We start from the raw sequence: 15,020 nt of genomic DNA, 5'->3' as shown, positions 1-15,020 counted from the left end.
GTCCCTTTTGCTGTTCATAACCGTTCGGGGCTTTTACTTCAGTTAACGTATAATTTCCGGGTTTGAGATTCGCAAAAGGAACATCGATTGGGAGTTTTGCATTCCAATCCGACGGATTTCCTGATTCGGTCCTTTCAGTTCAAATACGGCACCAGCTAATTTCTCTTTACTTGTTTCATCGAGTTTTGTGATCCGCAACGACGGATAAGGTATGTTTTTCACCGCGAACTCGTGCTGTTCAGCTGCTTCCTGCGTACCGATTTGAGTCCATGCTCCTCCTGGCCCTGCTGCGAAGAAGCTTGTTTTCCCGCTGGCGTCAATTACGAGTTTATAGTTGACGTTTTTCCCTTGGAAATAGCCGGTTGGCGGCTTTACTTCTTCCAGATACAGCGTAGTTGGATACGGCAAAGACGAAAGTGACAGCGTACCGTCAACCAAATATGCTTCTTTTAGCAGCTTTCCTTTCTTGCCCTTTTCTTCTGCATAAACTTTGAATTCTGCAGGCATCTGCTTATCTGCACTCTTGATCAAGTTATTTTGCAGGTCAACCTTTTTAATCGTGACGTTAGTTAGCGCTGTCGGAGTCACTGCACCGCTTCCAGACGCAGAAACCGGGAAATGCGCAACATATAGGAATCCGCGTTTTCCGCCCTCGGTTGAGGTCACATCTACTCGTCCATGCAGCCAGTCGTGTTTCTCAAAACGTGTTGAATTATGGTAGTAACCAGAATCTGGTACTGGGTATTGGATCTTTTTCGTTTTTACGCGCACTACCAGTGAATGGTATCCAGGCGGTGTCCCTTGCGGAAGCCATTCATGCCTGCTGTTGTACCACTGCTTCATATGGACAATGAGACCATCGTTTTGATTTCCGCCAAATCCTTCATTACGAACATCAACAATGTATTTATCCTTTAACCCACGTGGATCTTGCGGATAAATTTGAATCAAAGTATCAGGATTATATGAACCATTCGAGTATCCTTGAGCAGCATAAACTTCCACTGATTTTGACCAATCATCACCAGTAAAATACCTAATATTTGCCGTCTCGTATCCGTTTCCGCCAGAGTTCTTAAAAAGGAATCACGCAGCCATAGTTCGCGCTTGAATTCGCCTTTACCGCCGGCATTGACGATAATATCCCAGGTAATCGAACGGTCCGTATTATCCTCTTTGTAAATATCTTTATTCAAAATTGCATAACTTGCTCGATACGGATCCATATTCCAATCAATCTCAACAAGATTATGCATATTATTTGCTATCGGCGCCTTTGTCCCGTCGCCAAGCCACTCATTTTTATAGACGACTTGTTTTCCAACATAATGCGAATCACCATTGACAAGTTGCGTTGGGTTTGGGGTAATCCCGCCCCAAAGGTCAGGCGTATTACAATCCGGTTTAAATTGCGGTTTACCATTGTCGTTTAGCTTATTTACCTGTACCACACCCGAACTTGCACCATTGCAGCCTTTAACTGGCATTTTTTCACCAATAGTAAACGTACCCGTTATATCGGTTTCACTATAAGCATTTTCGGTTGCGGCAAAAATTAGTTGCTTTGGATTCACCAAATACACTTGCATAAGAGCTTTCGATTCGTTATTTGGATATTTCGTATCATAAATAAACGAGAATGGCACCGTCGTCGACGGAGAATAATTAATTGCAATGTCTGCGGGAACAGTGAAGCGGAACTGTTCGCCAACTTCCATCCGTGCCGGTATTTTCCAGGTCAAGTCAAGTTTGGAATCAAAACCAGCCACAGTGCCTTTGTCATTCTCCTTTTCAAAGTAATCAAAGTGAATTGGCTGCACCGCTGTAATCCCGTATTTACCTGGAGCTGACGGCACGATTGGCGTGTCTTTCGTTAAAGATAACCAGGCAGTAGACGCTAAACCGTCATAAGTATAATTAGTTACACGGGTTCCCGCAGGCGCTTCACCGCTCACGCGATATTCAATCCGCTGAAAATTACCATTACTTTGCTGAAACCGATCAACATTCTTCAATACTGCTGATTCAGCTTCTGCCGCGATCGAAGTTTTATAAGTCTTGCCGGCATTGGCAGGATCCGTTAAAGAAACATTCATCCCGGCTCGGGTTTTCTCGGGCACAGCTCCCCAAAAACGATACAATACGATATCGCCTTTCAAGGATTCTAGGCTGGCAGACCCCAGCGCATGATGCACGGTGGAATCTGTGATCTTCGTCCGCACTGTTCTAATCGAAAGACTCCCGGGCGGCATCTTTGTACCGTCGTTCACAAGCGTATGCGTACCAGCACTATTAGTATTTACCCCATTCGTCCCGACCCGATTTAAGCTATATCGCTTCACTTCGTCAGCCGAAATCGTCTGGGAAGTATCAACCTGCGGTAATACCCTTGGAAGAGTCTGATTGGCTTCCACTACCCGCCCAGTATTTTGATCAAGACGGTCAAGATCTTGATTTATTTCGACGATCGTCCACTCAATCTCGTTTTCGTTGAGATATTTTCCGGTAATTGTCCGATCTGTTTCCACTACTGGTGTAAGGATCGGCTGATTCGGATCAAATTCGGGGAAAGCACTTTGATCATCACGTTTTGGTTTTACAATTACCCGCTGCGCCAGAGTATCCGGCACGGCATTCTGCCCGTTTTGCGCACGATAGTTACCAAGCTGCAGAAACAGATCAAGCGCGTATGTGCTTTGCACTGCAGTCACCGGAGTAGTGAACTGATAGCGAATCGTGTTAAGAGCATTTGTGGGTTTTAACGTGAAACCGTATGTATTCAATGCTGACGGCACGCTTTGCGCCGTAGATACAGGTTTGCCGATACCGGCACCGGGTAAAGCTGCTGCCGTAAAGGTCGGCTGGAGTTCGCTAAATTTCTTCCCATCGGAAGTTAAGGTAATCGTCCACTTAAACTCTTTCAAGGAACCATTCTGATTAAGCACAGGCTGATAATCGGCAGTGAATTTTACTGGCGCTAATGCTGCAGCAGTTGGGCTAATCGGGATTTCCAACGCAGGCACTGCTGGAGATACCGTCATAATCATTAAGAACGAAATACAGAATAAACAAGCGCGCTGCACGCTGCCAAAAAACTTTTTCATCGTACATCGTCCTTTCTTCTGCGCGTTACCAGCATTCCCATGCCGGCAGCAATTAACACTCCTGCCGTTATAGCGGCGGATCCGATTTGTGCTCCGGTAACGGAAAGGTATGCGGGTGTTTGCGGGATTTCCGGAGTTGGCGGGATTGCCGGCGGAGGTTCTGATCCGTTTTGTTTTGCAAATATCTCCACATCATAATTCCATACGCCGTCGTTACCTGTGGGAACTGTAACCAAAAATGCGGACTCGCTTTCATACCCGACCTCTGCAATCAGATAAAGCCCGATTTTCAGCTCCGGAAATACTGCGCGCCCCTGCGTATCGGTAACTGCATTTTGGGAAAATTTTTCCGGCAAGCGCTGAATTGCGGCAAGATTCGCATGTTTTGCTGCCTGCCATCCTGCTTGTGTGGTTAAATCAAATCCATCAATTAACACCGCCCGATAATTCCGCCCGCTTACCGGCCGTGAATTTGGATGTGCAGAAGCTTCGTCAAACGGGTTTACTTGCGGAACGGTAATAGTTAGCCGCACCGGTTTATCTGCCTGAATTTGCGCGGTATCGAGATTTTCTACATCACCTGTAACCGTCTGCGCGCTCGCGATGGGCGCCGGTATTAGTAAGGCTAATAGCACGAGGAAGAAGCCGCAGCGGTATCTGCGCGGATGCTGTAGTTCAATCACGATAATTCTCTCTTTCGCGGCTGCTGATTACGTTTCGGGTCTTTTTGTCCGCACGATTCCCAAAATAGTAATGAGAATTGCGAAGATTGCCGCAGCAATAAACACAATCATCCAGATTGGCATTCCAAAACTTTCTTCAACGACGGCAAGTTCATTTTGCGTCAGCTGAACTCGTTCCCCAGTCACCAATAACCGATGAGAATTAATCCCATACGGGGTGCAGGTAATCAACGTGGCAAGATCTGTATCTGCTGCCGGCGCTAATCCTTCAGCTTCCGCCGGCAATACGATCCGAATATTATTTACTTTGTAGGATAAAGTTTCGCCTGAAACGTCGATAGTGAAAACATCTCCGTTTTTCAAATCAACAAGCCGATCAAAAAGAGTCGCATTCGGCAGACCAGTATGTGCGGTAAGAATCGTGTGGGTTCCTGCACCGCCGACCGGAAGATCAGATCCGAAAAGATGTCCGGCTCCTTTTTCCAATGTTTCCGGTGCAGTGCCGTGATAGATTGGTAAATCCGCGTTTATTGCCGGAATCCGCAGCCGTGCCATGATTTCGAATGTATCCAGTTCGGCTAAGTATTTCTGGTATTCTTTATTGTCTTGTGAAATCCGTGAGAGCCACGGATCCAATATTGGCCCGGTATTTCGCGCAGCATTATATTTGCGTGCTGATATGAGCTGCTCTTTCAGCGTTTGCGGGTCTGCCGTTTTCAGCAGACTCGAGTACTTTTCTGCAACCTGTTCGTATTTATAGTTATTCCAGAGGGTGGCGCTTACTGGGTAGAGCAGCACTAGCGCGCCAATAATAAGGATGATACTTGGCGCAAGCATTGAATTAGTCTGCCGTTTTTCACGCGGACTCAATTCAGATTCCTTCGTGATTACTGCACCCATATCTGCGCAACTCCTCTAACTGAAAGCGGAGGTTGCCGGCGCGATGAATTTTCTTTGCGCCGGCAACTTTTTATCGCTTTATTGCTTATCGATCTATTGCTTTATCGCTTATTGCTTATTGCGGAAATCATTCTTTTTCTGCTGCACGCCGGCGCATAAAGAATGTTCCAAAGCCGATAATCGCTGCACCGCTCAAACCGAACACCAACACACCCATTCCGCCGGTAAGCGGCAGTTTTGGCGTGAACTTTACGTTCGGGACTTCCTTGGTCAGATTTAGGGTTTGCACAGCATCGGCTAGCTGCGGACCATTTAGTTGATCTTTCCCACCAATCGTGAGATCAAATTTGATTGGCTGTGCGAGTAATTCATACCCTTGCGGCGCCTGTGTTTCGACGAGGCAATAGCTTGGCGGTTGTCGAACATCTGCATTATTAGCAAAGTTTGTTACATGAATCCCGTCGATCGTGAATTCACCAGTACCACTGGTCTCCCATTCACTCTTGTTATTCACAGTAATCGGACCATCTTGGAGATTCTCGAAAGTTGCATCCGTGCACTTGTATAACTTGAATTTTGCTCCGCCAAGGAGAGTCTGCTTACTTGCTTCATCATGTTTGATTACTTTAATCTTTCCCCACGCACTATAAACCTTTGGAGTATCAATTGGCGGGATTGACGGCGGCGGAGGTGGCGGTGTACCCGGAGGAGTGTTTGGCTCTGTAAATGGCTCACCAGAACCGCCATTGGTGTAGGTTTGCGCCTGATTTGGAATCACACCTGAACCATTCACTTTAGCTTCGAAACGCAAGAGAATCTTACTGCCCATAGCTTTCTGAGCTTTTCCCAATCCTGTTTCGGTAAGTACAGCAACAATCTTTTGCTGGTTAAGCTGATTGCCTTGGTTTTCATACAACCCAAGTTTATAATCAGTGTTCGCTGCAAGCATCTCTTCGCTACTTGTTTTTTAATATAAAGCTTAATGTCTTGTGCGGTGGTTGAAAGCCGAGAATCAAGCAAATCGTCGATTCGGATTCCCTTTAAATCTCCTGAAGCACTGAGAACCGGAATATCAGTAGTCACATCGTAACTGATTTTATCTCCCATGTGCTTATCCGCATCCGTCACTTTTTTATCAGCATGGACTTCCGCATTTTTCGGATAAACAAACACGTCATACATCCAGGTATTGTGATTAGCCGGATTGGTCATTGGGATAAATACGAGACTCGGTTTAGCAGCCACATGGCCTGCCGGCGGCTGCGTCTCAGTGAGACGGTATACGGCTACGTCAAGTTTATCGAACTTAGTTTGCCCGGTTACATCTGCTGTTTGCTGCTCTTTGCAGCTCTGCTCATCAACTTGTACTGTTGCCGGATCCAGCTTCGATGCTGCGATAATACCTTCATTGGTAGTTAAATTAGTATTCTTAACTTTGCAAAGCTTAAATTTAGCTTTTCCAAGCTTTTTGCGGCCGCCTAAAGCGTCATCTTGCAGCTGTGCACCCGTCGCTTCACTGGCTTTAGCCGGTTTATCAAGTTTGGTGACTGTGATTGACCCTTTAGTTTGCGGGTTAATCTTTAAGTCATCTACCTCAGCGGCGAAGCCCCCGCAAGAGAAAGCGTAAAGGCAAAGACACCAACTGCAGCGGCTGATGCCGCCCGATGCCATCTTGTTTTCATCTTGAATCCTCTTTCAAAAAATTGTTTAAAAACAAACTATTTTCGAGAGCATCCTACTATTAATATGCCGAAAAATTCAATTAAATCCCAAAGATTTAACAGAAATCCAACATATTTGAAACTATTCAGTATCTTGAAAGTTTATGAAAATTTCTCCGGTTCAATGCGTTCAGCTCCGCAAGGCACCGAACCGCAACGCTGTGAGCTGCAAAACTGCAAACTATCCAGCCGTCGCCCAATCAGAGCTGCATTAAAACATTAAAACTCATGCAGCAAAATTCATTAACTTTGACATAAAAGATTTCTCAATCCGATATCGGATTTACCAGCCTAACTAAGTACCGCAACTGGAAACCAAAAGACGCAGTTCCGCGCAAATCTTTCCCAATCAGCTCTTCCCCAATCAGCACTATCTGCTGTTTTTACGGGCTTTCTTGCAACTAGCCTTGAATACCGTCGATTGGCGAGAATCAACCCAATTGACCAAGGACGTGCCTTTGCAAAGCCTTCTTTGAAAAAATTCGGGTTCGGCTTGCCGTCACTGCAGTTTCATTCATTGTCTGTTACGTAACCTTTATTTTTACGACTTCCGCAACAGGTCAAACAACAATATTCGTCATGTTTATCTCGATGATAATGGTTGCTCCGCTCCTTATTATTGCTCCATCAATAATGCATTTTTCTCGCGTATCTTCGAGTATATTGGTCTGCGAACCGGCTTTGGACTATCCGGTCTCGTATATCAACGATTTCTCCGATACTCTCGTCCAGAGACAAAACGGCTTTTTCCTGCTGTACTAACAATCGGGCTAGTTGGCTGTTATTTTATAAGTGCTAACGCTATCTTTGCGGCTGAAGCAATGATTAACGAGGAGAGAATTGGCGGTCAATTTGCCTTTATCCCAGACCAGTCTATAAAGCTACCCGATCAGAGGATAAAAGACACCGGCATGCTAGCAGCAATATCCACGTATAGCGGGTATGCTGACGAAAATGGTCGGAGACTAGGGTTCACTTTCGCAAACGTCGCCTCACAATCGTTCGCTAGGCTGCTGCCGGATACACAAGATTTATCCGTAATTACTGGAGATGGAGTGGGCGTTGATAAATCAATGCTGCGTTCCTACCCGGCAGGTTCAAGGATTCGCGTAATATTCTCCGATGGTTCGAAACGATTTCTTACTGTTAAAACCGGACTGGAACTTCCTCCAATGCTTGGTACAGGAGTTGTTGCCGACATAGCAGATTTCAACTTAGGCGGCGCCCGTCCGGTATTATAATACGCAATCGGAGAACAAGCTACGCTAAAGAATTTTGCAAATGCAATCGGCTCTGGAGATGTACTAGATGCTGACCAATTTTCGCAATATATGCGAGATAAAATGGCAGCCAGTCAAACATTCAGCAACCTCTTCATTTTGGGATTCATCTATCTTTACGCAAGTCTTTCAGTTATTTTTGGCACCTATCAAGATATCGAAACTCGAAGGTCGGAAATTCAAACTCTTAAACGTATCGGATTTTCCAACTATTCAATACTGCGCAAATATATTCACGAGAGGCTTGTTTCTTTAACATTCGGTCTGCTCTTACTGTTCTTATTCTTTTTGCTGATTTTCTATCCAGTCAAGGCGTCTGTTGATAGTCAAGTTGGAGCAGGTTTTGCCCGTTTCCCATTCGTAGAAGTAGGTACAGCAATAGTGGTATTTATAGCATTTTTATTTGTTTCGGCTGTGAGCGCATTAATGAAGGAGCTGCGACTGCGTAACTGATGGCGGGAACTCATTTGCGTTACGCAACTGATGGCAAAAGTAGAAAACTTTACGCAACTGGCGGCAAGAATTTCGGCTGAGATTGTTACCGTCGAAAGTACTTGCGTTACCGCAGGTCACAGGCTCGCAATAACGACGGCACTCCCGTCGTTACACAAAACCACCCATTTCGCCACCACTTACGTGACCTCAGACAAATCCCCCGCCAGTTACGTTAGCTCGCGGACATTTTGCCGTCAGTTACGTAGGTTCATGCCCATCTCAGTGCCGACGGATGCAGTCCTGCGGTGCAAATAAAAAATGCGGAAAGCTGTTTTAACCGAGTCCAATTTAGTTTGGTTCTTTTTAGCTGGCACCAATTTGGCTGGTTCCAAGCAGTGTTTTTACACAGCGGTCAGGCTTGATCTATGCAAAAACACTTTCCACCCAAACAAACACCAGCTTCATCGCGTCTGCGTCAGGCGCTGAAAATTTTCATATTGAATATATTGACGGCTTCTTCTGGCAGAATACTAGTGTCCAACAGAATACCTAGTATCCGGAAAAACTAGTATCCAACAGAATACTAATCCGGAAAAATATCTAGTATCTGGAAATAAGAGGGAAGGTTTTCGATGGATACGCATTATGCTCAGATTTTCACAGGCGGTTCCCATCCTGCCGAGCTGCACTACTATGAGTGGACCCCCGAGCTGCACTACTGCGAGCGGATGCCCAGCGAGACTCAACGGTCTGCTATCAGGCACGGCAAAGGTTGCTGTACAGATGGCGTCTCTGATGATTCCTCAGCTCCGAATGTTATGGACGAGAAAACTTCTCGGCAGGAATCATGCAGCGGACGTACCGGAACATCTCAGCGGTCATCGGTTCGCGGCGTTGTACAGATTGTGCATGGAATGGCTGAACACTTGGGCAGGTATACAGATCTTGCCAAGTATCTGACCAACCACGGTTATGCAGTCGTCGGAGCAGATCATCGCGGACATGGCTTAAGCGCAAACAAAACTGCTCCTTTGGGATATTTTGGCGACGGCGTGCGCTGGGAAGATCTCGTGAAAGATCAAGAAACTGTACGAAGATATACTTCCAAGCGCTTCCCGCATGTGCCGCATATTCTTCTCGGACACTCGATGGGTTCATTTATCGTGCGCAGCTATCTCGCCCATTATGCCGGCAAGATAGATGCAGGTGCCATTATTGGTACGGGATTATGGCCGAGGATGGCAGGGTCAGCAGGGCTTCTTGCCGCCAAGGTGCTGAGCGCTGCCAAGCCGCAAGAAAAAGGAGACTGCTTAACCAGCTTGCATTCGGATCATACAATAAGCCGTTTTCAGGGCGCACGAATTTTGATTGGCTTTCACGCTCCTCCGCCAATGTTGATTCCTATATTGCAGACCCGCTGTGCGGATATGTGCCAAGCAATGCTTTCTTTGCAGTGCTTCTTTCTCTGCTCCGCGCCGCAAACGATCCGCAAGCATACTGCCTGGAAGCTGATCTTCCACTCTATATTGCCTCAGGCGGCAATGATCCTGTGGGCGGTGAGAAAGCAGTGAAACATACAGCAAGCTGTTACCGTGCTGCTGGCTGCTCGCAAGTCACCTCCCATGTTTATCCGCATGACCGTCACGAGATATTTAACGAAATAGACCGTCAGGAAGTCTGGACTGACCTTGAGAACTGGCTTTCACAGGTGTGCACAGCAAAGCACCGATAAAAGCTTTAGTTCTGGCGGCTCGTTTTAGCAAGGGGGAGATGGCGACCATAAACTTTCGCTTTACGAAATAGATCGTTTTATCGAAAATCAGCAGCGCACAGCCCGTTATGACTGCATGTGCGCAGATGAAGCCGTAATGGAAGATTTAGATTCAAATATGCTGCAGGCATGGCTGGCTCAACAGCAGGTATTGCTCAAGCAGCTGAGACTAAAGAACTTGTTTTTCCGTGTTCGCAGAATGTTACAGTTCAGAGTTTTCAGGCACCCGACGGGTATTCTATCGATAACATTGAAGCCGAGTTGTCTTTTCTTGAATCGCTTCCAGAAGATATTAAAGATGAAGAGATCGCTTTAGGTCTGGGGATTACTCAACCGCAAGAAAGAATAGCACCTCTCGTGATTGTTGCTGCCATTGGCTGTGCAGCGGGTGTTGGCGGCGCGATTTTTAACACCACGTAGTCTTCGGCTTCGTCTGCAGCATGGTCACTAGCCGGAGTTCTTGTTGGCTGTATTCCAGGAGCAAGTCAGGCAAAACTAGTTTCGGTTATTTTGAAGCATAAGGCTGTAATTGCAAAAGCACTGAAAATGATTGGAGCCAGCGCCGCAGCCGCTGCATTACTCAAGAGTGATTCTGCAGGATGAGCACTGTTACTAGACCACTAGCTGTGAGGGCGAGGAGAATACTCGCTCTTACAGCCACACTAGCGGTTTTCTTATGGTCAGGCTTTGCAGCCTCACTATTCATGAAATACGTAGCAGTGACATGGATTGTGTTCATTGTCTTAGCAGTGATTTATGTTTTTTGATAGTCCAGCGTAAGATTTATTTTTCTGTTACGGCATCATTGCTTTTATTATTACTGGTTGCTAGCTCATCTGGCTTAGCAATACTTTCAATGCGTAATATCTCATCTCTGCTAGCCATCATTGCTTTATGCCTCATTCCGTTTCAGTTTTATCGGAACCAGCCGTAACTAGTAGATGCCAATTAGCTGTGTTCTTGATTTATATTTGTACACAACCTGTTCACAGCACGGAGGTAGACGTGTTTAATTCTCGGAAATCAAAAGATGCAATACTCTACGCAGCTTAGGCGACGTTGAGTTACAACTTGCAGGTCTTCCAATCAAACTGAGGAGATTCTGCGCGTGCAAGAGAATATCGAGCGGTTGAAGGCCAGCAATGTTTCGGTAAAAGAAATCAATATTGAATCAGCTCAGAACAACATTCCAAGTGTTGATAAGGTCGGCAAGAACACGGCAGCAAGTTTATTTCCTACATGAAAGCTAAATAGTCAACGTCGCAGGATAAAAGCAGTTAGCAAAATTTAATTAGTGCCGGCAAATATTTACTGGTGCTAACTAGACAGCACTGCGCATTCCTCAAGAGAAAATATCGAGTTATGTGAGGAGATTTAGCGGGAACCGATTTTCATCTGTTCCCATTTTGCTCATTGAAAGAAATAATCATGGGTTTCACTCATCTTTTCAAGAAGCGCACCACTGAAAATAAAGCTCTCATAGGTGCGGGGCTATAACCTCCTTTTCAATCCCACGAACGCGGGTTGGCCGGTGCCGGAGCACTTGGCGCCGCAAATAACTACGGTATATGCGTACGTGCGAATCCTTTCGAAAGCGATTTCTAGGCTGCCGTCGCACGGCTCCACTATGAGGATAACGGAAGCCGGAGCAAGGCGTTAGATTAAAAGAACATCACATCTCTACACTCGGCTTATTTTCTCCATATACCCCATACAATTTTCCTTCATGCGCTTTTACACTTGCCGCCAACACAAAGCTAAGCGAAATAAGCAGCGCCCACGAACCAAACTTTCCTAAATGCACCATTTCCCAGCCAGCACTTTGGTTCGGATAGACCCATGCGCCAAAAAAGTCGCCATATTTTCCGCAACCCAAAGAAAGAAACCAATCAACACAAAAGCAAAAGTAAGCGGCATACCGTAACGGACTTTACCGACCGTAAAGTAAATATGCGACCCCCAAAGCGCAATCACAAATCCGAACGCAATAAACCAGCGTAAATCAGGAATAAAGTGATGCGTGAAAAAATTTGCATATGCTGCAATTGCTAAAAACGATACCGGAATCCAACGAAAGCCAGTAATCCGCAAATCGAAGCGGCGAAATGACTGGCAAATATATGAACCCACTGAAGCATACATAAAGCCGGAAAAAATTGGCACACCAGCAAGTGTTACAATCCCCGGATTCGGATACCCCCACGATCCGATATTTATTTTGAAAATCTCCAGACACAAGCCCACGATGTGAAAAATACAAATAACGCCAAGCTCACGCCATGTTTCTAACTTAAAAACAACAAATACGATTTGTACTATCACCGCATAAATAAGCAATGCGTCATACCTGGCAAATGGTAAATCAAATCTACGCCAAATTATCTGTGAAGCCGCGAGCCCCAGAAAAATCAGTACCGGAAAAAGACAGCATTTAATTTGAATCCAGGCAAAACGAAGCAGCTGCATCGGAAAATCCCGCCATGAAGTAAGCGGTTTTCGCGGCGGCGCATCCGGCTTTGGCGGCCGTCCGAATCTTTCACGAAATTGCGTCATAAAATAATCTTCCTAAATGAATCATGCAGCCAACTCGACGCTGGCTCGGCAATAATAATTTTATCCGAAGAAAAATAGGTTCTCACAGGCGAGTGTTGTAATTCAGACGCAAAAAGCCGATGCCGTATTCAACCGCTCGTTCAGATTACGCACTTCTTGATTCTCCGTACACAAACCAACGGCACAAACCAACGGCAGAAATCAGCAGCACAAACCAGCAGCAGAAATCGGTTTTACCGCATGAATTAACGACGGAAATAGCCAGCACCGTACCCTGCCAGCTATGTTGGCTTGCGGGCATTTGCCGCCAGTTACGCTGACTTACGGGCATTGCTGCAAGTTAGGTTAAAATGCGGATTATGCCATCAGTTACGTCAGCCAGAGCAGATTCTGCTTTCAGTTACATGAATCCGCAGAAATCTCACCGTATTTACATTAAAAATGTGAATTTTTCCGCTAACGCCATTAACTTCAAAATCCCGTCTTCCAAAGTTTCCCTGCATCTTTCACAAACCGGTTTCGCTCCCTGACAAATCTTTCTGAGTGCGCTGTTCATGTGCGGCGTTAAGCAGCTGTAGTTCCCCGCCCCAACCCAAGCTGCCCCGCTCCATCGCAAGCCCGCCCCAACACAAACCCCCACTAGAAACCGCCCTCAAGCCTCACCTCAAGCCTGCCCCGCTCCAACCAAACCTCCAACCCGAACCTCAATTGAAATTAAATATTAAAAAGTTGGGTGGAGACCGATAAATCCGGACTTCCACCCAACTCTGAAAACTTATGCGAGTTTACGGAACTAGCGTAAGTTTAAAATACTGCGATTACTCAGCAGCTTCAGCGGATTCGCCTACGCGGACGCGCTTGAAACCGGTGAGCGTTGCACCAGCAGCTTTCGCCACCTGCCCAACAGACTGCTTTGGATCGCGGGCATATGCTTGTTCAACGAGCACAATCTGCTTGTAGAAACTCTTCAAGCGGCCTTCCACAATCATTGGAACAGCCTTTTCCGGCTTGCCTTCCTGAATGGTGAGCTCAGTAGCAATACGGCGTTCGTTTTCGACAACTTCTTCCGGCACATCGTCAACAGTGAGGTAAGACGGATTCATAGCTGCAATATGTACTGCGACATCGTGCGCAATTGCTTCGCCGGCAGCATCAGTAGCAACGAGCACTGCAACCTGCGGTGGAATATCCGGCGAGGTGCGGTGCATATATGCCTCTACATGCTCACCTTCGAGAACTGCAACGGATCCTACAGCGAGCTTCTCGCCGATAACACCGGTGAAGTTCTTAACGTAATCGTCGATAGTACCATCTGCATGCGGTGCTGCGAGAACCTCTTCAACGGTGGTTGCTTTTGCCGCAACTGCAGCTTCGAGAATTTCTTCCGCAAAAGCAATGAACTTTTCATTCTTTGCTACGAAATCGGTCTCGGAATTGACTTCCACAACGTATCCGACTTTGCCGTCAACAATCTTCGAAACTACGAGACCGGCACTTGCAGTACGGCCTTCACGCTTCGCAGCGGTCTTCAGACCCTTCAGGCGGAGCAGCTCTTCAGCCTTTGCAGCGTCGCCGTCAGCTTCGGTAAGGGCGTTCTTTACGTCCATCATGCCTGCACCGGTTTTTTCGCGCAGTGCCTTGATGTCAGAAAGAGAGAAATTTGCCATTATCTTTTCCTAACCTATATGGTATTTGGCTTGCTTACTTTGCTTCTTCAGCAGACTCTGCCGATTCGGCAGATTCTGGAGATTCAGCAGACTCTGGGGATTCTGGAGATTCGGCAGATTCCGCTTTTTCTTCCTCGCCAGCGAGGAGGTCACGCTCCCACTCCGGCATTGGTTCTGTTGTTTCGGTATTGCCGGACTTTGTTTTGCCGCGGGCAAGGAGACCTTCAGCTACAGCGTCAGCTACCACACGGGTGAGAATTTCGATGGAACGGATTGCGTCATCATTACCTGGAATTGCGTAATCTACTTCGTCCGGATCACAGTTGGTATCAAGTACTGCCACCACTGGAATATTCAGCTTCTTAGCTTCAGCTACCGCAAGGTGTTCCTTTGGAGTGTCGATAATCCATACTGCAGAAGGGGTCTTGTGCATATCGCGGATACCGCCGAGAGTGCGCTCAAGCTTTTCCTTCTCACGACGCATCATCAACAGTTCTTTCTTGGTGCGGCCTGATCCGGCAACATCGTCGAAATCGATTAGCTCAAGTTCCTTCATCCGCTGAATTCGCGCATTAACAGTCTGGAAGTTAGTGAGCATACCGCCGAGCCAACGTTCGTTAATGTAGGGCATGCCAACACGTTCAGCCTGTTCACGAATCGACTGCTGTGCCTGACGTTTGGTGCCGACGAAAAGAATATTTCCGCCGTGTGCTACGGTTTCTTTCACGAAATCGTAGGTGCGGTTAATGTCTTCAATCGTCTTTTGCAAATTAATAATGTAAATGCCATTACGATCGTTGAGAATATACCGCTTCATCTTCGGGTTCCAGCGGCGGGTCTGGTGACCAAAGTGCACACCAGCTTCAAGCAGCTGGCGCATAGTTACGACTGCCATTGGCGAGTCCT

12 protein-coding genes and 4 pseudogenes are annotated in these 15,020 nt (G+C 46.6%); 6 read left to right on the top strand and 10 right to left on the bottom strand.

Annotated elements, in window-relative coordinates; genetic code table 11:
- Nucleotides 1-42: 42 nt before the first annotated feature.
- From RQN30_RS11630 to RQN30_RS11605, 6 genes and pseudogenes are all read right to left on the bottom strand, one after another.
- On the bottom strand, nt 43-1,005 hold the full coding sequence (locus RQN30_RS11630; protein ID WP_353060612.1) for an MSCRAMM family protein: 963 nt from the start codon (nt 1,003-1,005) through the stop codon (nt 43-45).
- Nucleotides 948-3,104, bottom strand: coding sequence for a hypothetical protein (locus RQN30_RS11625; RefSeq protein WP_353060611.1), 2,157 nt, complete (start codon nt 3,102-3,104; stop codon nt 948-950). The genes RQN30_RS11630 and RQN30_RS11625 overlap by 58 nt, the downstream gene beginning before the upstream one ends.
- Nucleotides 3,101-3,787 (bottom strand): isopeptide-forming domain-containing protein, encoded by a 687-nt coding sequence (locus RQN30_RS11620; protein WP_353060610.1) that lies wholly within the window; start codon nt 3,785-3,787, stop codon nt 3,101-3,103. The genes RQN30_RS11625 and RQN30_RS11620 overlap by 4 nt, the downstream gene beginning before the upstream one ends.
- Before the next feature lie 27 nt (nt 3,788-3,814).
- Complete coding sequence (locus RQN30_RS11615; RefSeq protein ID WP_353060609.1) at nt 3,815-4,687, bottom strand: class C sortase; 873 nt, start codon at nt 4,685-4,687, stop codon at nt 3,815-3,817.
- Nucleotides 4,688-4,814: 127 nt separating this feature from the next.
- Nucleotides 4,815-5,636 carry a SpaH/EbpB family LPXTG-anchored major pilin gene (locus RQN30_RS11610; RefSeq protein WP_353060608.1) on the bottom strand — a complete coding sequence of 274 codons (822 nt, stop codon included), beginning with the start codon at nt 5,634-5,636 and terminating at the stop codon, nt 4,815-4,817.
- A 38-nt stretch (nt 5,637-5,674) separates the two neighbouring features.
- Nucleotides 5,675-6,358, bottom strand: a pseudogene (locus tag RQN30_RS11605) (SpaH/EbpB family LPXTG-anchored major pilin); the annotation flags it as partial.
- Nucleotides 6,359-7,319: 961 nt separating this feature from the next.
- On the opposite strand from RQN30_RS11605, the gene RQN30_RS11600 reads away from it, so the two are divergent.
- The 6 genes and pseudogenes from RQN30_RS11600 (at nt 7,320) to RQN30_RS11575 (ending at nt 11,137) form a co-directional block, all read left to right on the top strand.
- Nucleotides 7,320-7,649, top strand: coding sequence for a hypothetical protein (locus tag RQN30_RS11600; protein WP_353060607.1), 330 nt, complete (start codon nt 7,320-7,322; stop codon nt 7,647-7,649).
- A 102-nt stretch (nt 7,650-7,751) separates the two neighbouring features.
- Nucleotides 7,752-8,141 (top strand): FtsX-like permease family protein, encoded by a 390-nt coding sequence (locus RQN30_RS11595; protein WP_353060606.1) that lies wholly within the window; start codon nt 7,752-7,754, stop codon nt 8,139-8,141.
- A gap of 614 nt (nt 8,142-8,755) precedes the next feature.
- Nucleotides 8,756-9,622, top strand: a pseudogene (locus RQN30_RS11590) (alpha/beta fold hydrolase); the annotation flags it as partial.
- Nucleotides 9,508-9,855 (top strand): annotated as a pseudogene (locus RQN30_RS11585) (serine aminopeptidase domain-containing protein); the annotation flags it as partial. The pseudogenes RQN30_RS11590 and RQN30_RS11585, both read left to right, overlap by 115 nt.
- A gap of 168 nt (nt 9,856-10,023) precedes the next feature.
- Nucleotides 10,024-10,314, top strand: coding sequence for a hypothetical protein (locus RQN30_RS11580; RefSeq protein WP_353060605.1), 291 nt, complete (start codon nt 10,024-10,026; stop codon nt 10,312-10,314).
- A gap of 688 nt (nt 10,315-11,002) precedes the next feature.
- Nucleotides 11,003-11,137 (top strand): hypothetical protein, encoded by a 135-nt coding sequence (locus tag RQN30_RS11575; RefSeq protein ID WP_353060604.1) that lies wholly within the window; start codon nt 11,003-11,005, stop codon nt 11,135-11,137.
- A 429-nt stretch (nt 11,138-11,566) separates the two neighbouring features.
- Here RQN30_RS11575 and RQN30_RS11570 read toward each other — a convergent pair whose 3' ends face one another.
- The 4 genes and pseudogenes from RQN30_RS11570 to rpsB all read right to left on the bottom strand — a co-directional run bounded on the left by RQN30_RS11570 (nt 11,567) and on the right by rpsB (nt 15,009).
- Nucleotides 11,567-11,701 (bottom strand): hypothetical protein, encoded by a 135-nt coding sequence (locus tag RQN30_RS11570; protein WP_353061863.1) that lies wholly within the window; start codon nt 11,699-11,701, stop codon nt 11,567-11,569.
- A gap of 6 nt (nt 11,702-11,707) precedes the next feature.
- A pseudogene (locus RQN30_RS11565) lies at nt 11,708-12,360 on the bottom strand (DUF817 family protein); the annotation flags it as partial.
- A 905-nt stretch (nt 12,361-13,265) separates the two neighbouring features.
- Nucleotides 13,266-14,114 carry a translation elongation factor Ts gene (gene tsf, locus RQN30_RS11560; protein WP_353060603.1) on the bottom strand — a complete coding sequence of 283 codons (849 nt, stop codon included), beginning with the start codon at nt 14,112-14,114 and terminating at the stop codon, nt 13,266-13,268.
- Nucleotides 14,115-14,148: 34 nt separating this feature from the next.
- Nucleotides 14,149-15,009, bottom strand: a complete 861-nt coding sequence (gene rpsB / locus RQN30_RS11555; RefSeq protein ID WP_353060602.1) for a 30S ribosomal protein S2 — start codon at nt 15,007-15,009, stop codon at nt 14,149-14,151.
- Nucleotides 15,010-15,020 lie beyond the last annotated feature (11 nt).

The organism is Arcanobacterium hippocoleae (assembly GCF_040360365.1).
Classification (GTDB): Bacteria; Actinomycetota; Actinomycetes; order Actinomycetales; family Actinomycetaceae; genus Arcanobacterium_A; species Arcanobacterium_A hippocoleae_A.
The sequence above is the reverse complement of the archived record's forward strand: the minus strand, read 5'-3'. Positions and strand labels throughout refer to the sequence as shown.